Source organism: Micromonospora sp. ANENR4 (assembly GCF_015354395.1).
Classification (GTDB): Bacteria; Actinomycetota; Actinomycetes; order Mycobacteriales; family Micromonosporaceae; genus Micromonospora; species Micromonospora aurantiaca.
Genome location: NZ_JADKYQ010000010.1, coordinates 253,284 through 273,480, shown reverse-complemented (window position 1 = coordinate 273,480; position 20,197 = coordinate 253,284). Strand labels below are relative to the sequence as shown.

The window sequence follows — 20,197 nt, the reverse complement described above, 5'->3', positions numbered from 1 at the left end:
ATAGTGCCCCGCCCGCCTGTGCCGAGCCGGACCCGCGCGGCCGGTCAGGTCCGGCGCAGCACCAGCGTCGCGAACCCGAGCACGCCGCGGTATCCGCGCAGCCACTGGTCCCGGTGCTCCCGGGCGGCGGCGAGCGCGTCGGCGGCATCCGGGTGACCCGGGTTGTCAAGCGCCCACTCGGTCAGCGAACCGGTCCACGACCACTCGTAGTCGTCCCACTCGGCGGTGTCGCTGACGTGCGCGTACACCGGGGTCCAGCCGGCCTGCTCGGCGGCCGCGACCAGACCGGCGAGGTCGGTGTGGTCGTCGGGTTTCGCGCCCAGCGCGGCCAGTGCCTCCGGCGTCGGCGGCACCTGCCAGAAGCCTTCGCCCACCATGAGGATGCCGTCGGCGTTCACGTGCCGGCCGGCCAGTTCCAGCGTCTCACCGAACCCGCCGAACGCGTGCGTCGACCCGACGCAGAGCACAAGGTCGTGGTCGCCGTCCGGGACGTACGACCGGGCGTCGCGCTCGTGCAGCGTGAGCCGTTCGGCGAGGCCGCGCACGGCGGCGGCCTCGGCGGCGCGTTCCAGCGCGTACGGGTTGAGGTCCACGCCGTCGGCGTGCCCGTCCGGGTAGTGCGCGAGGGCCTGCAACGCCCACGCCGCCTCACCGCAGCCCAGGTCGAGGATCCGGGCCGCAGGCCGGCGACCGGCCCGGCGCAGCAGCCGGTTGACGTTGACACCGGAGAGCGGGGCCGCGATCGGGTGGTGCGAGTGCGCGATGCTGCTGAGCCGTCGACGGTCCATCGTCGCAGTCAACACGAGCACGACCGGATTGTCGTGCCGGTCAGGTGCGGCAGACGATCGTCGCGTCGTCGGTGGCGACGCCCCCGCGTGCCTCCGCCTCGCGGACCCGGCGGATGACGTCCGCGGGGCCGTCGGTCTCCAGCAGGCGCAGCAGCCCGGCCCAGTCGGAGAGCCCGAACGTGTCCACGAGCCGGCTCGCACCGTTGCTGAGCAGCGCCGCCGTGCCCGCCTCGCCGGCCGGGCACTCGCCGGTGACCGCCTCGGCCACCACCGTCGGGTCGTCCTTGGCGACCCAGAAGCCGCCGGGACTGTTACGGCGGGATCGCAGATCCAGCAGCAGCCGCCGGTACTCGTCGCCGCCCTCCGGCACGTCCTTCAGCCGCTCCTCGAAGGACCGGGCGATCACCACCTCCCGCGGATCGTGGGCGACGACGGGATCACCCGCCGCCCGGCCGACGACCGCGACCGCGTCGCCGAGGACCAGGTGCTCGACGATGTCGCCGGAGAACCGCAGCATCGCGACCGCCGCGAACGGGCTGATCGGATGGGCGACGTCGCACGTGTCGCGGTGCGCGTCGGTGACCCGCTCGATGCCCTCGGCCAGCACGTCGCGCAGGCTCCGCCCCTGCGCCAGCGCGCCGAGCAACGCGCCGCCGAGCCGGGTCGCGTACCAGGCGATGCCGTGGTGGCAGACCTCGCCCGCCCCGGCGATGCCGCCGGCACCGTCGACCAGCACCATGCCGCACGGTACGGCGCCGGCGAAGTCCTCATTGGCCCGGCCGGGATGCCCCGCGTCGGTCGCCATCGTTACCCGCATCGGCTCATCATGCCGGGGCCGGCCGGAACGCGATGTCCCGCGCGGCTTGATCTGAAGCCCGGTTGAGGTCCTAGCGTCGTGCTCACCCGATCACCGCCGGAGGTAGCGCACCATGACGACACCGCACCTGTCCGACGCCGAACTCGCGGGCCAGCCGGCCGCCTACTGGACGGGCGTCGCGTACGAGTCGCTCATCGCCTTCACCCGGGCCCAGCAGGCCGCGCACGGCTTCACCCAGCCCCAGTTCTGGCTCCTGCGCAACCTGTCCCCGAACGACCTCCTGCCCGGTGGCGGCGGACTGACCGTGCCCGAGCTGCGGCACGCGATGCGCTCGTACCTGCGGGCCGAGGACGACCTGGACGCCGAGGCGGAGGTGCTGCGCGAACGCGGCTGGCTGACCCGCGACGCGGACGGCCGGCTGCGGATCACCGAGGCGGGGGAGGCCGCCCGGCTCCGCCTCAAGCAGCACGCGCCGGGGATCCGGGCCCGCATCCACGACGGCGTCAACGACGCCGACTACGTCACCACCCTCAAGGTGCTCCGGCGGATGATCCGGAACACCGGCGGCACCGGGTAGCGCACGGGCCCGACTCAGGACGCCCGAAGGCTCCGGATCGCCAGGCGGGCTCCGTGGTGGAGCAGCACGCCGGCACCGGTGTTCGCGACGGCCAGCCCGGCCGCGCCGAGCAGCCCGGCGCCGACGTCCATCACGCCGGTCGCGACCAGGAGGACCGGCCAGCCCAGCGCGGCGGTGACGAGCGACGACCGCCACCAGCGCCCGAGGAGAAGCCCGAACAGGATCAGCACCGGGATCATCGCGGGCGACCTCCTGCCGTCGGCTCGTTCGAGCGTACGCCCGGCTCACCCCGCCGGTCGCCGGGCGCGGGGTCGTCGCGGCTGCCGGAATCGGCCGTACGGGCGCGGCACGTCACGGAGCGGTCGGTGGCTTCGCCTTCTGCGGGTGGAACGTGTCGTGGCGGGCCAGCATGGCGACGAACTCGCCGACCTTGCGCGTCCGGGTCTCCGCGCGTTTGACCGCGTTGAGCCGGTGGATGAGCGCGAACCGGTTGGCGCTGGTCAGGACATCGAACATGGCCTGGGCGGCGGGCTCGGCCGCGATGGCGGCGAGCAGGTCGGCCGGCACCTCGGCCTCCGACGGCGGCGCGTAGGCCGCCGCCCACCGGCCGTCCGCCTTCGCGGCCTCCACCGCGGCCCGGCCCGCCGGCGTCATCCGCCCCTGTTCCTCCAGCCGGGCCACGTGCCCGACGTTGCGCTGCGACCACGAACTACGGGCCCGGCGCGGGGTGAACCGGATCCAGGAGCTCTCGTGGTCGCGCTTGCGGGCCTGCCCGTCGATCCAGCCGAAGCACAACGCCTCGTCGACCGCCTGCTGCCAGGTCAGCGTGGTGACGGTGCCGCCCTCGCGGGTCAGGGCGAGCCAGACGCCGGGAGACGTGTCGTGATGGGCGGACAACCACGCGCGCAGCGCGTCCGCGTCGGGCACGATCAGCTCGTCCAGCTCAGCGGTTCCCATGACAAGCAGGCTATGCCGGGGGTACGACGCTACTGCCGGACGCCCGGCTCAGCCGCCCGCTGATCCCCGTCGGGCGACGCGTCGGCCGCCCGCCGTATCCGCCGTCCGGCCACCAGCATCGCCACGCCTGCGCCGGCGAGCCCCGCGCCCATCAGACCGCCTCCGATCCCCGTCGCCGGACGGCCCTCACGGAACGCGTACCCCACGGCCGAGGTGAGGATCGGCGTGCCGAGGGCGATCGCCGTCCACCCGGCGAGGACGTCCCCCTTGTCGGCGAAGGCGTTCGTGGTGATGAGGAACGTCAGCACGACGGCCGCGGCGAGGCTGACGAGGATCAGCGCCGCGACGATCAGCGCGGGGTCGCGCGGGAGCAGCCCGGCGGCCGCGGCGAGCACGTAGATGATCGCCGCCGCGATGAGGTTCGCGAGGACGTTCGTCATCACGTTCGCGGCGAACCTGCGCAGGCCGCCGCGCCCGGTGTCGTTGCCGCTGATGGCGTCCCCCGATCGCCGTCGATGCCTACCAGAGCGAGGTTAGGGCGACCGGTCGGCCCGGCACAACGCCCGGTGCCGACAGGTGTGGTCACGGCATCCGTGAGTCGTGCGACCTCCGGGCCGCCAGCACCTCGTCCAGGTGCCGCTCGCTCCACGATCGGGCCGCCGCGACCAGCGTCAGCAGGCTGCGGCCCAGCGGCGTCAGCGCGTACTCCACGCGCGGTGGGTTCTCGTCGTAGGCGCTCCGCGTGACCAGCCCGTCGCGTTCCATCGCCCGCAACGTCTCGGCCAGCACCTTCGGCGTGATCGTGCGCAGCGGCACCCGCAGCTCGGTGAACCGGCGCGGCCCGTGCTCCAGGCACAGCACCACCATCGCGGTCCACTTGTCGCCGATCTGCAACGGCATCATCCGCGACGGACAGGCGGGATCGAACATGTCCGGATCGAGCGGCGTCACCGCCCGAGCGTAACCCCGGTACCGTTGCGGTAACCGGCACCCGGCGCTCTAGCGTCGCGCCATGACCAGCATCGCCGTCCTCGGGGCGGGTGGCCGCGCCGGCCGCGCCGTCACCGCCGAGGCCCACCGCCGCGGCCACCGCGTCACAGCCGTCGTCCGCGACCCCGCCCGCCATCCCGACCTCACCTCCGCGGTACGCGGCGACGTCACCGACCCGGAGGCCGTCACCTCGATCGGGTACGGGCACGACGCCGTCGTCCACGCGGTCAGCCCGGCGTCCGGGCCGGAGGCGCTCGCCGCCGCCGGCCTCGATCCGGAGTTCTTCGTCCGGGCCGCAGACGCGCTGCTGCACGGCCTGGCCCGCGCCGGCGTGCCGCGGCTCGTGGCGATCGGCCTGTTCGCCACGCTCACCGACGCGCACGGCCGGCCCCTCCACGACGACCCGGCCGTCCTGCCCGCCGAGTTGCGGCCGTTCGCGCTCAGCCACGCCGCCGGCCTGGACCGGCTCCGCGGCGCGGACACCACAGTCGACTGGCTGGTGCTCACCCCGCCGGCCGCGCTCGACGTGGACGGTCCCCGCACCGGCCGGTACCGTCTCGGCGGCGAGCAGGCCCCGGCGCTCGCGTACCTGTCGTACGCCGATCTGGCGGTCGCGGTGGTCGACGAGATCGAGTCACCGCGCCACCACCGCACCCGGGTCTCGGTCTTCGGGGACCTGCCGAGCTAGCCGCCCGCCGCGTTGTGCCGCGCGACCAGGGCCGGCAGCTCGTCCAGCGAGTCGATGCGGAACAGGCACCGGTCGGCGACGTCCGGCATGTCGAGGATGTGGCCCCACGGTCCGCGCCGGATCAGGCACGCCGTCATGCCGGCGGCCATCGCCGGGGCGGCGTCGTTGTCCGGCCGGTCACCGACGTAAAGGAGCGCCGACGCGTCGCCGCCGCCCTCGCGAACCACCCGGGCGAAGAACTCCGGCGCCGGCTTCGCCACGCCCCAGGCCGCCGACGTGCCGATCACGTCCACCGACAGGTCGAGCGCCCGCAGCGTCGCCTCGGCGTGCTCCGGCTGGTTGCCGGCCAGGCCGACGCGCAATCCCTGCTCCCGCAGGGCGGCCAGGCAGGCCCGTGCGTCCGGGTACAGATCCTCCTCACCGAACGACTCCGGGTCACCGGCGGCGACCCGGCGCGCGAGTTCGGCGGTGAGGTCGAAGTCCGGCCGGAACGCCCGGAACACCTCCTGGTAGTCCAGGCCTCTGGCGATCACCGCGCCGAAGACCGCGGAGAACGTGTGCCTCGGTACGCCGAGCCAGTCCGCCCAGGTCGCGAACTCGCGCGTCTCGTCGAGGATCGTCCCGCCCACGTCGAAGAAGACCGCCCGGATCATCAGCGGATCGTACTGTCGTTGATCGGCCAGTGGGGGCCGCCCGGGTGGCGCAGACTGCCCGCATGAATCCCGCCTTCCTCCCCGAACCGCCGCAGAGCCCGGCGGCGAAAGCCGCGTACGAGGACGACCTCGCGTCCGACGGCTACGTCAACAACCTCACCCGCGTCTGGTGCTGGCGGCCCGACGTGCTGATGTCGTTCCAGAACACCCGCACCGAGCTGCTGTCCGAGTCCACGCTGTCCTCCCGTGAGGTGGCGGTGCTGGTCGCCGCCACGGCCGCCGCCCGGGGCGACTCGTACTGCTCGCTGGCCTGGGGCGCCCGGCTGGCCGGGATGAGCGACGAGGAGACGGCCGCCGCGGTGCTGCGCGGCGACGAGGCGGATCTTTCGGAGCGGGAGACCGCGCTCGCGGACTGGTCCCGCCGGGTCGTGACGGATCCGAACGCCACCACCGAGGCCGACACGCGACGCCTGCGCGACGCCGGCCTGAGCGACCGGGAGATCTTCGAGGCGACCACGCTGATCGCGTTCCGGCTGGCCTTCTCCACGGTGAACGACGCGCTCGGCGCTCGGCCGGACGCGCAACTGGCGGAGAAGGCGCCACGGCTCGTCCGGGAGGCGGTGACGTTCGGCCGGCCGGTCTGAGCGAGCGGGCCTGCCCCGCGGCCACGGGACAGCGGGCCGCCACGCGAGCGGAGATCATCATCCGGTGACAGACACCGCCGCGTACACCTTGGCCGTTCCGCCGTTGTTCGCCGCCCTGGCCCCGGCACGCGACGTCCTGATCGCCGGCGCCGGTGGCGGCTTCGACGTCTACGCCGGCCTGCCGCTGGCGCTCGCGCTGTGGCAGGCCGGCAAGCGGGTGCACCTGGCCAGCCTCTCCTTCTCGGAGCTGGAACTGCTCGACCGGCAGGTGTGGGTGGACGAGCACGTCGCGGCGATCCGGCCGGACACCCTCAGCCCGGACTGGTACTTCCCGGAGGCGCACCTGGCCCGCTGGCTCGCGGGCCGGGACCTGCCGTCGACCGTGTACGCCTTCCCGCCGCTGGGCGTGCAGCCGCTGCGGGAGGCGTACCGGTACCTGGTCGACCGGCTCGACCTCGACGCGATCGTGCTCGTCGACGGCGGTACCGACATCCTGCTGCGCGGCGACGAGAGCGGCCTGGGCACCCCGGTGGAGGACATCACCAGCCTGGCCGCCGTGGCCGGGCTGGACGTGCCGGTCCGGTTGGTGAGCAGCCTGGGTTTCGGCATCGACGCGCACGACGGCGTCAACCACGTCGAGGTGCTGGAGAACCTGGCCGCGCTGGACCGGGAGGGCGGCTACCTCGGCGCGCTGTCCATTCCCGGCTCCAGCCGTGAGGCGGTGCTCTACCGCGAGGCGGTCGCGCAGGCCCAGGCCGCCACCCCGCACCGGCCGAGCATCGTCCAGGGGCAGATCGCCGCCGCCATCGGCGGCGCGTTCGGAGACGTACGCTTCAGCCGGCGCACCGGCCACGGCGACCTGTTCGTCAACCCCCTCATGGCGATCTACTTCTCCGTCGACCTGCCCCGGCTCGCCGCCCGCTGCCTCTACCTCGACCGGATCGAGAACACGATCGGGCGGCGTCAGGTCATCACCCGCATCGAGGCGTTCCGCGACGAGCTGCGGGCCGCCCGGGTGCCCCGGGCGTACCCGCACTGACGGCCACGGCATGTCGCACCGGTGTGGGAGGGTCCGGGCATGACGACGTTCGTGCTCATCCACGGTGGCGGGGGCAGCGCGTGGGACTGGCATCTGCTGGTTCCCGAGCTGGCCGCCCGGGGTCACGACGCGGTGGTGCCGGAGCTGCCGATCGGTGACCGGTCGGCGGGGTTCGCCGAGTTCGGCCAGGCGGTGATCGACGCGGTCGGCGACCGCGACGACCTCGTGGTGGTCGGGCACTCGTACGGCGCGTTCACCGCACCGCTGGTCGTCGACCGGCTGCCGGTGCGCCTGCTGGTCCTGCTCACGCCGATGATCCCGCGACCGGGCGAGAAGCCGGGGGACTGGTGGGGCGACACCGGCTACCGCGAGCCGGAAGGGCTCAGCGAGGAGCAGCAGTTCTACAACGGCGTGCCGGCCGGGATCGTCGCCGAGGCGCCCGCGCACGGCCGGGAGCAGGTCAGCGCGGAGTGGGACGAGCCGTGGCCACTGCCCACCTGGCCGGCCGTGCCGACGAGGGTGCTCATCGGCCGCGACGACCGATTCTTCCCCGCCGACTTCCAGCGCCGGGTGGCCGCCGACCGGCTGGGCGTGGTGCCGGACGAGATCGACGGCGGCCACGCGGTGGCGCTCAGCCGTCCGGGCCCGCTCGCCGAGCGGCTGACCGCCTACCTGGCGTCCTGACCGTCCGGGCGCCGGCTTCAGGAGACGGCGGCGGCCGGGCGCGCGGGCTCCGGCTCGCGCGTGTGCCGGCGCGTCGGCAGCAGCAGCGGCGTGGCGAGCAGCAGCACCCCGGACACGGTGATCGCGGCGAGCGGGCCGACGACGGTGGCGAGGACGCCCCACCCGGCCGTCAGCGCGGCCCGGGTGAGCCGGCCGGTGACGCTCCACGCGGTCAGGACCTGCGCGGTGTGCGCCTGCGGGGTGCGGCGCAGGCGCTCGGTCGCGTAGATCGGGTTGAACACGCCCATGCACGTGATGAGCACCGACTCGACGGCGATCACGGTCAGCAGCCCGATGATCCCCGGATGGGTGAACGCGAGACCGAGCGGGACGATCGACCGCAGCCAGCCGGACGCCGTCATGACGCGCTGCCGCCCGTACCGCCGCACCAGACGAGGGCTCAGCCGTGCACCGAGCACGCCGCCGAGCGCGGAGACACCGAAGACCAGCCCGTACTGCCACGCCGCCACCCGGTACTCACCCAGCAGGAGCACGGCGAGCAGCGGCGCGGTCGCCATGATCAGGCCGCCGACCAGCACCGAGTTGAGGAACAGCCGCCACAGCACCGGGTCGCGGCGCACGAACCGCCAGCCGGCGCCCAGGTCGGCGACGCGTGAGGCACCCGACGGGTCGCGGGGCGCGGCCGTGTCGGCGGCCCGGATCCGCCGGACCGCGAGCGCCGACAGCAGGTGGCTCACCGCGTCGGCGGTGATGGTGACGACCGGGCCGAGCAGCCCGACGAGCGCACCGCCGAGCGGCGGCCCGGCCGCCGTCGCGGCCCAGCTCGTCGCTTCGAACCGTCCGTTCGCCGCCAGCAGCCGATCACCCCGGGCCAGGCTCTTCAGGTACGCCCCGGAAGCGGCGGTGAACGTGATGCCGGCCGTCCCGCAGACCACCGCGACGACGAGCAACTGGCCGTACGACAACACCCCGAGCGCGTACGCGGCCGGCACGCTCGCCAGCGCCGCGAACCGGACCAGATCCGTCGCGATCATCACCGGCAGCTTGGGCCGGTAGGCCACCCACGGCCCGAGCGGGATCGCCAGCCCTGCCGCCACCGCCAGTCCCGCCGCCTCCAGGAGCGACACGGCGAACGCCGACGAGTCCAGCACCCGCACCGCGATCAGCGGGAACGCGCCGAACGCCAGCCAGGTGCCGTACGTGCTCACCGCGTACGCCGACCACAGCCACCCGAAATCCGAACCCAGCTTCCGCACACCGCCCCCGTCACCGATGCCCCGCGCATCAGATCGGCCACGTGGACGCCGGGGCAAACAACCGCCGCCCGGCGCGCCACAACCATCGGCTGGACCCGCCTACTGTGGGCCGATGGACAGCGAGGCGGTGCGGTCGTTCGTGCGGGCGGCCGAGCTCGGGCAGTTCCGGCACACCGCCGACGATCTGGGCGTCACCCAGCAGGCCGTGTCGAAGCGGATCGCCGCGCTGGAGCGGGAGCTGGGGGTGCGCCTGTTCACCCGTACACCGCGAGGGGTCGAGCTGACACACGACGGCCGGGCGTTCCTTCCGCACGCCCGGGGCGTCGTCGCCGGCGCGGACCGCGCGGTCGCCGCGGTCCGGCCCGGCGCGCGGGCGCCGCGCATCGACGTGCTCGGCCTGCGCAGCGCGCAGGCCGTCCTGCTGCACGACTACTGGCGCGCCCACCCGGGCGTCGACCTCGACGTGGTGACGCTGCGGGTCGACGACCCCCGGCAGGTCGCCGCCGCGGTCCGGGCCGGCGACGTCGACGCCGCGTTCCGCACCGTCACCGACCCGGCTGCGCTGCCGCCCGAGGTACTGATGGTCCGCGCCTTCGACTCGCCGCTGCAACTGCTCGCCGGTCCCCGGCACCCGCTCGCGTCCGCGCCCACGCTCACGCCGCCCGAGCTGCGCGGACACCGGCTGCGGGTGCCGGGCATCGTGCCCGGAAGCGAGTGGGGCGAGTTCTACGAGCAACTCGCCGACGCCTTCGACCTGTGGGTGGACGCGACCGGGCCGAACTTCGGCACCGAGGTGCTCCTCGACGAGCTCGCGGACTCCGCGGACGTGGCGACGCTCGTCGGCGCCCGGGACCGCTACGTCTGGTCCACCGGCCACGACCTGCGCCGCATCCCGATCACGGATCCGGTGCTCGCGTACCCGATCAACCTCATGCTGCCCCGGACCGGCCCGCACCCGGGGCTGCGGCCGGTGATCCGCCACTTCGCGGGCCTGCCGCCGCTGCCCGGGCCGGTCTGGCTGCCCGCCTGGCCCGGGTGATCAGGGCTGCGACGTCCGCCGAGCCAGGTGGACCGTGACGTCCGAGGTGACCTCGACCGTGCCGGGCAGCACGTCCCGGACGCGGGGGAACACCTGCTCGCGTACGTGCGGCGGCAGTTCGAGATAGGCCGAGACGGTCGACAGGAGACCGAGGTAGTCGTCGGCGGTCATCGTGATCCGCCGCTCGATCTCCGACTGGCGTACGTCGGTGAACCACTCGGACGCGCGCAGCTCCGTGCCGGGCCACTGCATGCCGGCCTCCGGCGGCGTCCCGTCCGGCGACGGGATCTCGTCGTCGGCGAGGAACTCGGACCGGGCCGCAGCCACCGCGTCGCGCAGCGCCGGGTCGGCCAGCCGCAGCGGCCCGCCGAACGACGCGAACACACCACCGGGCGCGAGCAGCCCGGCGATCCGATCCCACCGCCGGTCCGGGTCGGTCCAGTGCAGCGCCGCCGCCGCGTACACCAGGTCGTGGTGCTCGCCGGCGCGCAACTGCTCGAACGCGGCCTGCCGGACCCGCACGTCCGCGGGCACGTGCCGGCGCAGTTCGGCGAGCATCGCGGGATCCGGGTCGGTGGCGGTGACCGCGATGCCGCGCCGGGCGAACAGGCGGGTCGCCTTGCCGGTCCCGGCGCCGATCTCCAGTGCGGTCCGGACCGGCCGGTCCGCGTACGACAGCACCAGGTCGGCCAGCTCCTCGGGGTAGCCGGGCCGGAACCGTTCGTACGCCTGCGCTGCCGCCCCGAAGCTCAACGCGCGATCCGGCATGCCGGCCATCCTCCCACGATCGGTCCTTCGTTCGCGGCTATCGTGCGCGGCGTGAGCGAACCCGGCTGGCTGGACGACACCCGCACCTCCTACGACACGGTGGCGTCCAGCTATGCCGACCTGCTGCGCGACGCCCTGGCGAACGAGCCGTTCCAGCGCGGCATCCTTGCGCTCTTCGCCGAGCTGGTCCGGGCGCGGGGGAGCGGGCCGGTCGCGGACGTCGGCTGCGGACCGGGCCGGATCACCCGGCATCTCCACGATCTGGGCTTGAGCGCGTTCGGCATCGACCTGTCACCGGCGATGATCGACCTGGCGCGGCGCGACCACCCGGACCTCCGTTTCGAGGTGGGTTCGATGACCCGTCTCGACCTCACCGACGAGTGCCTGACCGGGTTGCTCGCCTGGTTCTCCCTCATCCACGTCCCGGACGGTGAGATGCCCGCCGTCCACCGAAGCGGGTCGCGGCCTGGCTGACCGACGCCGGCTTCACCGTCGAGGCCGAGATGACGCATCACCCCGCCCCGGACGTCGAAGGCGGCTTCGTCTTCGCCCACCGGTGAGATCAGGCCCTCGCCCTACGCTTCCGGATCCCCGGTCACGTGCGCGGCGACGGCGTCGGCCACCTGCTCGGGCGGCACGGTGGCGTCGATCAGGTGGGTGTCGGTCACCGACGCGAAAGTGGCCAGCGCCCGGGCGACATGGTCGTGCCGCCAGCCGCGCGCGCCTGCCTCGATCTGGTCGGCGTCGATGCGGGCCCGCAGCCGGTCCTCGGGGAGCGTGAGCACGACCTCGCGGACGTCGATGCCGCAGGCGCGGATGCCGCCGAGGATCTCCGCCCGGTACGCCGGGTCGAGCAGGCTCATCGGCACGATCCAGACGCCCGGGTGGTGCCGGTCCAGCCCGGTGACCGTCTGCACGACGAGGTGACGCCACAGGGGCAGGTCCTGGAAGTCGCCGGTCGGCGGGGTGACGAACGCGGTGAGCATCGAACCGAGGAACTCGGGGTCGAACAGCCGCGCGTCCGGAAGCGACTCCGTGAGCAGCCGCGCGGTGGTCGTCTTGCCGACACCGAACGCGCCGTTGATCCAGACGATCACGCGATCATGATGCCATCACGCGGCGAAGTCGACGCCGGCGAGCGGCACGCCCCGGTACGCGGCGAGGCGCTCGGCCTGCGCGACGACCGCGTCGCGGGTGCTGCCGGTGAGCTCTCGCCACGGCTGGACCGCGACGGTGAACGACCGGCCGGACTTGCGGGGCCGCCAGGTCCCGGCCAGCTCACCGTCGGCCAGCACGGCGCCGGGGCGGCCCAGTACCGGCCACAGCTCCTTGACGCGGGCCGCGTCCGGCACGAGCGTCGCCCGGTCCTTCGCCTGGAGGAACAGGTCGAACGGGCCGAGCAGGCGGGTCGTCGTGGCGTCCGCCGACGCCAGCGCCGCCTCGTCGGCGGCGAGCAGCCAGCGCGTCTCACCGTCGACGCTCACCTCGACCGCGTCGTGCGGCCAGCGGGCCTTGACCTCCTTGACCGGGGCGTCGAGGTAGTCGGCGACGTGCTTGGGCGTGGCCGGGCCGAGCAGCCGCAGGTAGGCGCGGATGAGCTCGAACCGGTCGTCGGGCGCGGCGGCCGCACGGAAGCCGCGGATGCGTTCCAGGATCGGCGGTGACGTGTCGAGCCGCAGCTCCAGGCCGGCGCGCACGGCGGCCAGCCGGAACGGCATCTCGTAGAGGTGGATCGCGTCGCACGGCCGGCAGAACCGCAGGTAGGGCTCCGGCATCACCTCGGCGAGCCGCCCGGAGACCGCGCCCTTGACCGTCGGCGTGCGGACGATCTCCCGCATCCGCGCGGCCACCTCGTCGAGCGCGGCGACGATGCCGATGCCGGCCGCCTTCAACGGCTTCGCCGCGTCGTAGATGCGCTTGCCCGCGTCGGCGTCGGAGAACGGCTCGACCGCGGCGGCCACCACGCCCACGTCGGCACGGCGGTAGAGGTGCGGGGCGCCGCGTACGGTCCAGAGCAGGACCAGGTCGTCACCGGTCAGCGGGGCCACGTCGACGCCGCGCGTGGCGAGCGCCCACCGGCCGCCGTCGGGACCGGTGTCCTGCACGCCGATGTCGAGCACAGCGGTGTCGGCGAGCGAGCCCCGCGCCCGGTCGAGCTGCTGAGCGCGGATGCGGAAGGCCAGCACCTGACGCCTGTCGATCATCGCCACAGCGTAGGCGGCAGCACCGACATGTCCGGCGCGGAGCGCCGACCGGCGTGGCCGCGTGCGGTCAGCGGGCGGCGCGCGGCGCGGGGTCCGTCCGCCGGTCCGGGCCGGAGCGCTTGAGCAGGAACACGCCGCCGCCGATGAACAGGACGCTGAGCACGATCCCGACCAGGTTGCCGTCGGCGAGCGTGGCGAAGATGCCGAGCAGGCCGAAGATGACGGCCACGCCGCCGACCAGGCGCATGAGGTAACGACCGACTGACTTGCCCCGTGAATCCACCATGTACGCCCGTCTGCCCCCGCCGCCGCGCCGGCAAACGGGCGGATCGGGTCAGCGAGCCGCGAGCAGCCGTTCGCGGACCTCGCGGCGCAGGATCTTGCCGATCTGGGAGTACGGCAGTTCGTCGACCACAACGACCCGGCGGGGCACCTTGTAGCCGGCCAGGTGGGTGCGGCACGACGTCCGGATCGACTCCGGGGTGGCGGCCACCGCCGGGTCGACAACCACGGCGGCGACGACCTCCTCGCCGTCGTCGGTGGGCATGCCCACGGCGGCGGCCTCGCGTACGCCGGGGACGCGGCGCAGCGCCTCCTCCACCTCGGACGGGTAGACGTTGAAGCCGCCGGTGATGATCAGCTCCTTGATCCGGTCCACCACCGTCACGAAGCCGTCGGCGTCCATGATGACGATGTCTCCGGTACGCATCCAGCCGCCCGGCAGCAGCACCTTGGCCGTCTCCTCGGGCCGGTGCCAGTAGCCGGTGAACACCTGCGGCCCGCGGACCAGCAGCTCACCGGCCTCGCCCGGGGCTCGGTCCCGGGACGGGTCCTCCGGGTCGACGATGCGGACGTCGGTGGAGGGGAACGGCACGCCCACGGTGCCCGGCCGGCGGGTGGGGGCGACCGGGTTGCCCACGGTGATCGGGGACGTCTCGGTCATCCCGTACCCCTCGACCAGCAGGCCGCCGGTCACCTGCTCCCACAGCTCCACGGTGCCCGGTGGCAGCGACATCGCGCCGGAGATCGCGTACCGGATGGAGGTGAGGTCGACGCCGCGTTCGCGCGCGGCGGCGGCCAGCTTCGCGTAGACCGGCGGTACCGCGGGCAGGAACGTCGGCGGGCGGCGACGGACCGCGTCGAGCACCTGGTCGGCGTCGAAGCGGGGGAACAGCACCAGCGTCGCGCCGATGCTCACCGCGAAGGTGAGGCAGAGCGTCAGGCCGTAGGCGTGGAACAGCGGCAGCACCGCGTAGATGGTCTCCGCGCCGTCGCGCAGGCCCGGCACCCAGGCCCGGCCCTGCGCGGCGTTGGCGCGCAGGTTGCGGTGGGTCAGCACCGCGCCCTTCGGCTCGCCGGTGGTGCCACCCGTGTACTGGAGCAGCGCCACGTCCCCGGCCTCGGGCGCGGGATGCCCGGCGGGCAGCGGCCCGGCGGCGGCGACCAGCTCCGACCAGGGCAGCGCGCCGGGCGCGGGGGCGGTCATCGCGGCCCGCGCGGCGCGGACCTTCGGCAGCGGCACCCGCAGCGCCCACCGCTTGAGCCGCGGCAGCGCCGCGGTCAGGTCGACCGCCACCACGGTACGCACGGCGCCGCGTCCCGCCACCAGCGGCGCGACCTTGTCCCACACGATCGCGACCGTGGCGCCGTGGTCGGTGAGCTGGCGGTCCAGTTCGTCGGCCGTGTAGAGCGGGTTGTGCTCGACGACCACCGCGCCGAGGCGCAGCACGGCGTAGAACGCGACCACGTGCTGCGGGCAGTTCGGCAGCACCAGCGCCACCCGGTCGCCCGGGCCGACGCCGAGCCGGCGCAGCGCCTCGGCGGCGCGGGCCACCTGGTCGGCCAGCTCGGTGAACGTGGTGGTGGCGCCGTAGAAGTCGAGCGCGACCCGGGGCCCGAAACGTCCGGCCGCCTCGGTCAGCAGGTCGACGAGCGAGCCGTCCGGCTCGGCGATCTCGGCCGGTACGCCGGGTGCGTAGCTGCGGGTCCAGGGTCGCTGGGCGGTCGCGTCCATCGCCGTTACTCCTCGTCGCGCGGTTGACGCCCCCAGCCTAACTTGACCGCCCGGTAACCTACGCTCACGTAGGTTGCCGGGTCGGTCACATCCGCCGCAGGTCAGCGGCGGCGGGTCGAATGCTGGTGCACCACCCGCCGGCCCTTCACGATCCCGAAGATGATGACCGCGGCGAGCGCGATCACGCCGATGATGACGAGCCAGCGGACCGCCTCCAGCAGCAGCCCGAGCAGGATGAGCACCCCGGCGACCACGCCGACCACCCAGAGCAACGCGCGCATGTCCCAGCCTCCCGTCGTACGGTCGGCCGCCCGCTTTCCCGCTGGACCGGCGGGCATGCCGCCGCCTGGTGGATCAGTGCCGGGCCACGTACACGGTGTTCGCCGCCTCCCGGCCCTGCAACGGGTTCGGGAACCGGACGACGTGCGCCACCGAGGTCGGGAACACCTCGGTGAGCGTGCGCTGGAACGCCGGATCCGGTGGGTCGTTCGACCACAGCGCGAAGACGCCCTCCGGGTGCAGCAGCGCGGCCAGCCGCCGCAGCCCGTCGACCGTGTAGAACGGGGCGTGGCTGGGGTGCAGCACCTGGCGGGGGGAGTGGTCCACGTCCAGCAGCACCGCGTGGAAGCGGCGGCCGGGCTCGTCCGGGTCGAGACCGTCGCCGGCCACCGCGGCGAAGAAGTCCGCCCGGACGAACCGGGTACGCGGATCGGTGGCCAGCCCGGCGGCGAACGGCAGCAGATCCCGCCGGTGCCAGTCGATCACGTCCTCGATCGCCTCGACCACCACCAGCGAGCGCACCCGGGGATCCTCCAGCGCGGTACGCGCGGTGTAGCCGAGGCCGAGCCCGCCGACCACCACGTCCAGCGCGTCACCGGTGAGCGGGGCCAGCCCGAGCCGGGCCAGTTCGATCTCCGCGACCGGGAAAGCGCTGGACATGAGGTACTCGTCGTCGAGCTTCACCTCGTAGACCTCGGAGTCCAGTGCCGGGTCGCGGCGCCGCCGCAGGCTGATCTCGCCGATCGGCGTCTCCCGCCAGGCCAGTTCCTCGAAACGCGCGCCCACCCGGTGTCCTCTCCGCTGATCCGTCCCCGGATGCTACCGGCCGGTCCCGGCCCCGGCCCGGCGAAACGGCGGCGGACGGCGGTCAGTCGGCGGGGCGGGTGGCGACCACCACCGTGTCCAGCGCGTCGACGCTCCCGCCGTCGGTGCCCGGGACCGGCCGGCGGGTCGTCTCGGCCCGCTGCACGCGCAGCCCGGCCAGCCCGTCGACCACCGACTCCGGCGTGAGCAGCACGTCCGGGTCCTGCGGGCCGCCGATGCCGCCGGAGAGGTTGGCCAGGTCGTGGCCCACCACCACGAGCGTGCCGCCGGGGCGCAGCGCGGACTTCGCCGCGGCGAGCACCCCGGCGAACTCCGGCGCGGGCAGGTGCAGGTAGCTGATCAGCACCAGGTCGTAGCTGTTCGGCACCGGCCGGTACGCGGTCACGTCCGCGACCCGCCAGTCGACTGTGACGCCCCGCGCGGCGGCCATCTCCCGCCCCCGGTCGACGGCCACCGCGGAGAAGTCCACCGCGTTGACCCGCCAGCCCAGACCGGCCAGCCAGACCGCGTTGCGGCCCTCGCCGGCGGCGATGTCCAGCGCTGACCCGGGAGTCAGCCCGGTGACCGACTCGACCACAAAGCGGTTGGGCTCAGCGCTCCACACCAGTCCGGGCGTGTCGGCGTACCGGCTGTCCCAGGCGCTGCTGTCCACTGTGTCCCCTCCTCCGGCGGCCCCACACCGCCACGGTGACCGTACCGGCCACGGCAAGCGCTCCCACGGCGAGTCCCCACACCGGCGGCAACTGCTGCGCGAGCACGAACACGCCCATCACCACGACGAACCAGCCGAACACCCGGCGCAGCAGGTCGGCCGGGATCCGGCCGGCGAGCCGGCCACCGAGCAGGCTGCCGACGACGGCGGCGGCGGTGACCCCGGCGGCCAGACCCCAGTGGATCTGCACGCTGGACAGGTAGCCGGCCAAGCCGGCGAACGACTTCATCGCGATGACGACCAGCGAGGTGCCTACCGCTACCGGCATCGGCAACCCGCCCAGCAGGGCCAGGGCCGGTACGACCAGGAAGCCGCCGCCGGCGCCGACCAGGCCGGTGACCAGGCCGACGACCACGCCGTCCCCGACCACCCGCAGCATCGGCAGCTCGTGCGGCACCGGGCGGCCCTCGGTGGACCGGCGGCCCCGCAGCATCGCGACCGCGGTGGCGAGCATCATCAGCGCGAACCCGGTCAGCAGGACGCCGGCCGGGACGAACTCGGCCAGCCGGCCGCCCGCGTACGCGCCGGTCATCCCGGCCACACCGAAGATGAGCCCGGTACGCCAGCGGACCCGGTTCGCCCGGGCGTGCGGCAGTACGGCGACGGCACTGGTCACGCCGACGACCAGCAGCGAGGTGGCGATCGCCTCCTTGGCGGGCAGATCGGCGACGTAGACCAGCAGCGGCACGGCGAGGATCGACCCGCCGCCGCCGAGCAGGCCCAGCGTCACGCCGATCAGCACCGCGCCGGCCAGCGTCAGGACGAGAGTCGTCACTTGCGGCTCCCGTCCCGCAACTGCCCGACGATCGTGTCCAGGTCGCAGCTCGCGCCGCGGTTGTACGGCAGCTTGCTCAGCAGCATGCCCATGGCGCAGGTGTTGGTGAGCGCGGCGAACGTGAGGCCCGCGCCGATGAACGCGGCGACCCACTTCAGGCCGGGGACGAACACCGAACCGACGATCGCGGCGAGCACGATCGAGCCGGCGACGAGGCGTACCTGGCGCTCCAGGTCCCAGCGCGGCCGGCCCTGGTTGACCGGGGCGTTCGTGGCCTGCCAGGCCAGCATGCCGCCGTCGAGCACCTTCACGTTGGGCAGGCCGACGGTGCCGAGCGCCTGACCGGCCTGGCTCGCCCGGACACCGGAGCGGCAGATCAGCACCACGTCCTCGTCCAGGTGGCTGCGCAGCTCCGCGCGGTGCTCCCGGAGCAGGTCCAGCGGCACGTTGTACGCGCCGGGGATGTGCGCCGCCTCGAACTCACCGGGCGTGCGCACGTCGAGCATCCGGGGCGTACGGCCGGCGGCGATCAGCTCGCGCAGGGTCGCTGCGTCGATGGTGGTGGGGGTGGTCGTGGTCATGCTTCGGTCTCCTTCAGCGGGTGTTTTCGGGCAGGGTCGGGCGCCGGCCGGCGCAGGGGCACGCCGGCCGGGCGCTCGGGGAGAGGTCAGGCGGTGGGCGTCATGCGTACGCCGGCCGCCTCGGCCCGGCCGTACGAGTCGTCGATCAGCACCACGTCACGGCCGGCGTTGGCGAGCAGGGACGCGGCGGCGGTGGCCCGGTAGCCGGAGCCGCAGTGCACCCAGACGGTCCCGGCGGGGATGTCGGCGAGGCGCTTCGGCACGTCCGGCAACGGCACGTGCACCGCACCGTCGATGTGTCCGGCCTTCCACTCGTTCGTCATCCGCACGTCGAGGACGACCTGCGGCGCGGGCAGTCCGGCCGGGGTCTTCCCGGCCTGCGCGGCGGCGAGCGCGGCGAAGTCGGCCACCGCCATCTCCCGCAGCTGCGACGGGTCCGTGGTCCACTGCTCGGGCTCGCCGGTGGCCTGGGCGGCCGGGCGGTCGATGCCGATGCGGACCAGTTCCCGCTGGGCATCGGCGACCTGCTCCGGGGTCTGCGCCAGGAACGTGATCGGCACGCCCCAGTCGATCAGCCAGCCGAGCCACGTCGACATCGGCCCGTCCAGGCCGAGGCTGACGGTGCCGGCCAGGTGCGAGGCCGCGTACGCCTTGCGGTGGCGCAGGTCGACCACCCACTCGCCGGCGGCGATACGACGGCGCAGCTCGCCGGCGTCGGCGCGGGCCACCGGCGTGAGGTCGACCGGGGCAGGACCGGCGGCGTTGGCGACGCCCATGTGGGCGTAGTACGCCGGGTAGGCGTCCAGCCCGGCCAGCGTCTCGGTGACGAACTGGTCGGCGGCCAGCCGCAGCACCGGGTTGGCCTCCTTCTCCCGGCCGATCGTCGACTCGGGGGCGTCGGCCTGGCTGGCCGAGCAGAAGCTGCCGAAGCCGTGCGTGGGCCAGACCTGCGCGCCGTCGGGCAGCAGGTCGGCCAGCTTGCGCGCGGAGGCGTACTGGTGGTGCGCCAGCTCGTGGGCGTACTGCTGGCCGAGCAGGTCGGTACGGCCGGTGGTGCCGAACAGCAGCGAGCCGCCGGTGAACACGCCGGCCGCCGTCCAGCCGCCGTCGGTGGCCTCGTCGAGTGCGTACGACAGGTGGTGGAACGTGTGACCCGGGGTGCCGATCACCCGCAGCCGCATGGTGTCCGACACCGGCACGGTGTCGCCGTCGGCGGCCGGGGTCCGGTCGAACTCGACCGTGTCGGCGGCGGCCACCAGGTACTGCGCGCCGGTGATCCGGGCCAGCTCCAGGCCGCCGGAGACGTAGTCGTTGTGGATGTGCGTCTCCACCACGTGGGTGATCCGTACGCCCTTGTGGCCGGCCAGGTACAGGACGCGGTCGATGTCGCGCTGCGGGTCGACCACGATCGCCACCCGGCCGTCTGAGGCGAGGTAGCTGCGGTCGCCGAGCGAGGAGGTCGCGATGACGGACACGTCGAGAGTCATGCCGTTTCCTCTCATTGCCTATATACCCCCGGGGGTATGCGTCGGACAGTCTGCGGCCTGGGTTCTCCAGGCAGGTGTTTACCCGCCCGCGTCGCGGTCACACGGCGCGGACGGGGCTCAGTCGGTCAGGCGGGTGCCGTCAGGCCAGCGACAGGAAGAGCTTCTCCAGCTCCTCCTCGGTCATCTCCGGCTCCTCGCCCGCCTGGCGGGCGGCGTCGCAGTAGCGCATGCCGGAGGCGATGATCTTGAAGCCGGCCCGGTCGATGGCCTTGGAGACCGCGGCGAGCTGGGTCAGCGCGGCGCGGCAGTCCTCACCGTTCTCCATCATCTCGATGACGGCGTTGAGCTGCCCCCGGGCCCGCTTGAGCCGGGTCAGCGCCTCGCCTGTCATCTCCGGTCGAAGATTCACGTCGTACCTCC

27 protein-coding genes are annotated in these 20,197 nt (G+C 74.0%); 7 read left to right on the top strand and 20 right to left on the bottom strand.

All coding sequences use genetic code 11. The features are described from left to right. Nucleotides 1-44: 44 nt before the first annotated feature. Both IRY44_RS19720 and IRY44_RS19715 read right to left on the bottom strand, forming a co-directional pair. Entirely contained in the window at nucleotides 45-809 is a 765-nt protein-coding gene (locus IRY44_RS19720) for a cyclopropane-fatty-acyl-phospholipid synthase family protein (RefSeq protein WP_269696818.1), read from the bottom strand. A gap of 19 nt (nucleotides 810-828) precedes the next feature. Further along, the gene (locus IRY44_RS19715) at nucleotides 829-1,605 is read right to left on the bottom strand and encodes a hypothetical protein (protein WP_228532400.1); all 777 of its coding nucleotides are present in this window, start codon (nucleotides 1,603-1,605) and stop codon (nucleotides 829-831) included. Between the two features lie 112 nt (nucleotides 1,606-1,717). On the opposite strand from IRY44_RS19715, the gene IRY44_RS19710 reads away from it, so the two are divergent. Then, nucleotides 1,718-2,182, top strand: a complete 465-nt coding sequence (locus tag IRY44_RS19710) for a MarR family winged helix-turn-helix transcriptional regulator (RefSeq protein ID WP_194801757.1) — start codon at nucleotides 1,718-1,720, stop codon at nucleotides 2,180-2,182. Nucleotides 2,183-2,196: 14 nt separating this feature from the next. Here IRY44_RS19710 and IRY44_RS19705 read toward each other — a convergent pair whose 3' ends face one another. The 4 genes from IRY44_RS19705 to IRY44_RS19690 all read right to left on the bottom strand — a co-directional run bounded on the left by IRY44_RS19705 (nucleotide 2,197) and on the right by IRY44_RS19690 (nucleotide 4,090). Continuing rightward, nucleotides 2,197-2,421, bottom strand: a complete 225-nt coding sequence (locus IRY44_RS19705; protein ID WP_194801756.1) for a hypothetical protein — start codon at nucleotides 2,419-2,421, stop codon at nucleotides 2,197-2,199. 112 nt (nucleotides 2,422-2,533) lie between these two features. Further along, on the bottom strand, nucleotides 2,534-3,139 hold the full coding sequence (locus IRY44_RS19700) for a YdeI family protein (protein WP_194801755.1): 606 nt from the start codon (nucleotides 3,137-3,139) through the stop codon (nucleotides 2,534-2,536). Between the two features lie 29 nt (nucleotides 3,140-3,168). Beyond that, complete coding sequence (locus IRY44_RS19695) at nucleotides 3,169-3,579, bottom strand: diguanylate cyclase (protein ID WP_194801754.1); 411 nt, start codon at nucleotides 3,577-3,579, stop codon at nucleotides 3,169-3,171. A 142-nt stretch (nucleotides 3,580-3,721) separates the two neighbouring features. Continuing rightward, nucleotides 3,722-4,090 carry a helix-turn-helix domain-containing protein gene (locus IRY44_RS19690; RefSeq protein ID WP_269696821.1) on the bottom strand — a complete coding sequence of 123 codons (369 nt, stop codon included), beginning with the start codon at nucleotides 4,088-4,090 and terminating at the stop codon, nucleotides 3,722-3,724. A 61-nt stretch (nucleotides 4,091-4,151) separates the two neighbouring features. Between IRY44_RS19690 and IRY44_RS19685 the strand changes: the two genes are divergently transcribed. Next, nucleotides 4,152-4,817 carry an NAD(P)-dependent oxidoreductase gene (locus IRY44_RS19685; RefSeq protein ID WP_194801753.1) on the top strand — a complete coding sequence of 222 codons (666 nt, stop codon included), beginning with the start codon at nucleotides 4,152-4,154 and terminating at the stop codon, nucleotides 4,815-4,817. Here IRY44_RS19685 and IRY44_RS19680 read toward each other — a convergent pair. Continuing rightward, nucleotides 4,814-5,470, bottom strand: a complete 657-nt coding sequence (locus IRY44_RS19680) for an HAD family hydrolase (RefSeq protein WP_194801752.1) — start codon at nucleotides 5,468-5,470, stop codon at nucleotides 4,814-4,816. The genes IRY44_RS19685 and IRY44_RS19680 overlap by 4 nt on opposite strands. Before the next feature lie 62 nt (nucleotides 5,471-5,532). Here IRY44_RS19680 and IRY44_RS19675 point away from each other — a divergent pair, with 62 nt between their 5' ends. The 3 genes from IRY44_RS19675 (at nucleotide 5,533) to IRY44_RS19665 (ending at nucleotide 7,837) form a co-directional block, all read left to right on the top strand. Next, nucleotides 5,533-6,114, top strand: coding sequence for a carboxymuconolactone decarboxylase family protein (locus IRY44_RS19675; protein ID WP_228532399.1), 582 nt, complete (start codon nucleotides 5,533-5,535; stop codon nucleotides 6,112-6,114). A 64-nt stretch (nucleotides 6,115-6,178) separates the two neighbouring features. Further along, complete coding sequence (locus IRY44_RS19670; RefSeq protein WP_194801750.1) at nucleotides 6,179-7,153, top strand: DUF1152 domain-containing protein; 975 nt, start codon at nucleotides 6,179-6,181, stop codon at nucleotides 7,151-7,153. 39 nt (nucleotides 7,154-7,192) lie between these two features. After that, complete coding sequence (locus IRY44_RS19665) at nucleotides 7,193-7,837, top strand: alpha/beta fold hydrolase (protein ID WP_194801749.1); 645 nt, start codon at nucleotides 7,193-7,195, stop codon at nucleotides 7,835-7,837. A 17-nt stretch (nucleotides 7,838-7,854) separates the two neighbouring features. On the opposite strand, the gene IRY44_RS19660 is transcribed toward IRY44_RS19665, so the two are convergent. Continuing rightward, entirely contained in the window at nucleotides 7,855-9,093 is a 1,239-nt protein-coding gene (locus tag IRY44_RS19660) for an MFS transporter (RefSeq protein WP_194801748.1), read from the bottom strand. A gap of 112 nt (nucleotides 9,094-9,205) precedes the next feature. Between IRY44_RS19660 and IRY44_RS19655 the strand changes: the two genes are divergently transcribed. Continuing rightward, entirely contained in the window at nucleotides 9,206-10,132 is a 927-nt protein-coding gene (locus IRY44_RS19655) for a LysR family transcriptional regulator (protein ID WP_194801747.1), read from the top strand. Here the strand turns inward: IRY44_RS19655 and IRY44_RS19650 are convergent, their stop codons facing one another. Continuing rightward, nucleotides 10,133-10,900 (bottom strand): trans-aconitate 2-methyltransferase, encoded by a 768-nt coding sequence (locus tag IRY44_RS19650; RefSeq protein ID WP_194801746.1) that lies wholly within the window; start codon nucleotides 10,898-10,900, stop codon nucleotides 10,133-10,135. It lies immediately after the preceding gene. 51 nt (nucleotides 10,901-10,951) lie between these two features. Here IRY44_RS19650 and IRY44_RS19645 point away from each other — a divergent pair, with 51 nt between their 5' ends. Beyond that, nucleotides 10,952-11,374 (top strand): trans-aconitate 2-methyltransferase, encoded by a 423-nt coding sequence (locus tag IRY44_RS19645; RefSeq protein WP_370584971.1) that lies wholly within the window; start codon nucleotides 10,952-10,954, stop codon nucleotides 11,372-11,374. Between the two features lie 101 nt (nucleotides 11,375-11,475). Here IRY44_RS19645 and IRY44_RS19640 read toward each other — a convergent pair whose 3' ends face one another. The 11 genes from IRY44_RS19640 to IRY44_RS19590 all read right to left on the bottom strand — a co-directional run bounded on the left by IRY44_RS19640 (nucleotide 11,476) and on the right by IRY44_RS19590 (nucleotide 20,186). Beyond that, nucleotides 11,476-11,997, bottom strand: a complete 522-nt coding sequence (locus IRY44_RS19640) for an AAA family ATPase (RefSeq protein WP_194801745.1) — start codon at nucleotides 11,995-11,997, stop codon at nucleotides 11,476-11,478. 15 nt (nucleotides 11,998-12,012) lie between these two features. After that, on the bottom strand, nucleotides 12,013-13,104 hold the full coding sequence (locus tag IRY44_RS19635; RefSeq protein ID WP_194801744.1) for a DNA glycosylase AlkZ-like family protein: 1,092 nt from the start codon (nucleotides 13,102-13,104) through the stop codon (nucleotides 12,013-12,015). 67 nt (nucleotides 13,105-13,171) lie between these two features. Next, entirely contained in the window at nucleotides 13,172-13,390 is a 219-nt protein-coding gene (locus IRY44_RS19630) for a hypothetical protein (RefSeq protein WP_194801743.1), read from the bottom strand. Between the two features lie 48 nt (nucleotides 13,391-13,438). After that, nucleotides 13,439-15,118 carry a long-chain-fatty-acid--CoA ligase gene (locus IRY44_RS19625; RefSeq protein ID WP_194801742.1) on the bottom strand — a complete coding sequence of 560 codons (1,680 nt, stop codon included), beginning with the start codon at nucleotides 15,116-15,118 and terminating at the stop codon, nucleotides 13,439-13,441. Between the two features lie 101 nt (nucleotides 15,119-15,219). After that, nucleotides 15,220-15,399, bottom strand: coding sequence for a hypothetical protein (locus IRY44_RS19620; RefSeq protein WP_018787202.1), 180 nt, complete (start codon nucleotides 15,397-15,399; stop codon nucleotides 15,220-15,222). A 73-nt stretch (nucleotides 15,400-15,472) separates the two neighbouring features. Then, nucleotides 15,473-16,183: a spermidine synthase gene (locus IRY44_RS19615; protein ID WP_194801741.1), complete on the bottom strand. Its 711-nt coding sequence runs from the start codon at nucleotides 16,181-16,183 to the stop codon at nucleotides 15,473-15,475. Between the two features lie 82 nt (nucleotides 16,184-16,265). Next, on the bottom strand, nucleotides 16,266-16,874 hold the full coding sequence (locus IRY44_RS19610; protein ID WP_194801740.1) for a class I SAM-dependent methyltransferase: 609 nt from the start codon (nucleotides 16,872-16,874) through the stop codon (nucleotides 16,266-16,268). Further along, nucleotides 16,813-17,709 (bottom strand): sulfite exporter TauE/SafE family protein, encoded by an 897-nt coding sequence (locus IRY44_RS19605; protein WP_194801739.1) that lies wholly within the window; start codon nucleotides 17,707-17,709, stop codon nucleotides 16,813-16,815. The genes IRY44_RS19610 and IRY44_RS19605 overlap by 62 nt, the downstream gene beginning before the upstream one ends. Continuing rightward, a complete protein-coding gene (locus IRY44_RS19600) occupies nucleotides 17,706-18,290 on the bottom strand; it encodes a rhodanese-like domain-containing protein (protein ID WP_194801738.1) in 585 nt (194 codons plus the stop codon). Before IRY44_RS19600 ends, IRY44_RS19605 begins: the two co-directional genes overlap by 4 nt. Before the next feature lie 86 nt (nucleotides 18,291-18,376). After that, a complete protein-coding gene (locus tag IRY44_RS19595) occupies nucleotides 18,377-19,777 on the bottom strand; it encodes an MBL fold metallo-hydrolase (protein WP_194801737.1) in 1,401 nt (466 codons plus the stop codon). Between the two features lie 139 nt (nucleotides 19,778-19,916). After that, nucleotides 19,917-20,186 (bottom strand): metal-sensitive transcriptional regulator, encoded by a 270-nt coding sequence (locus IRY44_RS19590; protein WP_013285930.1) that lies wholly within the window; start codon nucleotides 20,184-20,186, stop codon nucleotides 19,917-19,919. Between the last annotated feature and the right edge of the window lie 11 nt (nucleotides 20,187-20,197).

What these genes read in the sequence shown, in the direction of transcription:
- IRY44_RS19715 (WP_228532400.1), bottom strand. Translation starts at nt 1,605, where the DNA reads ATGCGGGTAACGATGGCGACCGACGCGGGGCATCCCGGCCGGGCCAAT.
- IRY44_RS19710 (WP_194801757.1), top strand. Translation starts at nt 1,718, where the DNA reads ATGACGACACCGCACCTGTCCGACGCCGAACTCGCGGGCCAGCCGGCC.
- IRY44_RS19705 (WP_194801756.1), bottom strand. Translation starts at nt 2,421, where the DNA reads ATGATCCCGGTGCTGATCCTGTTCGGGCTTCTCCTCGGGCGCTGGTGG.
- IRY44_RS19700 (WP_194801755.1), bottom strand. Translation starts at nt 3,139, where the DNA reads ATGGGAACCGCTGAGCTGGACGAGCTGATCGTGCCCGACGCGGACGCG.
- IRY44_RS19695 (WP_194801754.1), bottom strand. Translation starts at nt 3,579, where the DNA reads ATGACGAACGTCCTCGCGAACCTCATCGCGGCGGCGATCATCTACGTG.
- IRY44_RS19685 (WP_194801753.1), top strand. Translation starts at nt 4,152, where the DNA reads ATGACCAGCATCGCCGTCCTCGGGGCGGGTGGCCGCGCCGGCCGCGCC.
- IRY44_RS19680 (WP_194801752.1), bottom strand. Translation starts at nt 5,470, where the DNA reads ATGATCCGGGCGGTCTTCTTCGACGTGGGCGGGACGATCCTCGACGAG.
- IRY44_RS19675 (WP_228532399.1), top strand. Translation starts at nt 5,533, where the DNA reads ATGAATCCCGCCTTCCTCCCCGAACCGCCGCAGAGCCCGGCGGCGAAA.
- IRY44_RS19665 (WP_194801749.1), top strand. Translation starts at nt 7,193, where the DNA reads ATGACGACGTTCGTGCTCATCCACGGTGGCGGGGGCAGCGCGTGGGAC.
- IRY44_RS19655 (WP_194801747.1), top strand. Translation starts at nt 9,206, where the DNA reads ATGGACAGCGAGGCGGTGCGGTCGTTCGTGCGGGCGGCCGAGCTCGGG.
- IRY44_RS19650 (WP_194801746.1), bottom strand. Translation starts at nt 10,900, where the DNA reads ATGCCGGATCGCGCGTTGAGCTTCGGGGCGGCAGCGCAGGCGTACGAA.
- IRY44_RS19635 (WP_194801744.1), bottom strand. Translation starts at nt 13,104, where the DNA reads ATGATCGACAGGCGTCAGGTGCTGGCCTTCCGCATCCGCGCTCAGCAG.
- IRY44_RS19630 (WP_194801743.1), bottom strand. Translation starts at nt 13,390, where the DNA reads ATGGTGGATTCACGGGGCAAGTCAGTCGGTCGTTACCTCATGCGCCTG.
- IRY44_RS19625 (WP_194801742.1), bottom strand. Translation starts at nt 15,118, where the DNA reads ATGGACGCGACCGCCCAGCGACCCTGGACCCGCAGCTACGCACCCGGC.
- IRY44_RS19620 (WP_018787202.1), bottom strand. Translation starts at nt 15,399, where the DNA reads ATGCGCGCGTTGCTCTGGGTGGTCGGCGTGGTCGCCGGGGTGCTCATC.
- IRY44_RS19600 (WP_194801738.1), bottom strand. Translation starts at nt 18,290, where the DNA reads ATGACCACGACCACCCCCACCACCATCGACGCAGCGACCCTGCGCGAG.
- IRY44_RS19595 (WP_194801737.1), bottom strand. Translation starts at nt 19,777, where the DNA reads ATGACTCTCGACGTGTCCGTCATCGCGACCTCCTCGCTCGGCGACCGC.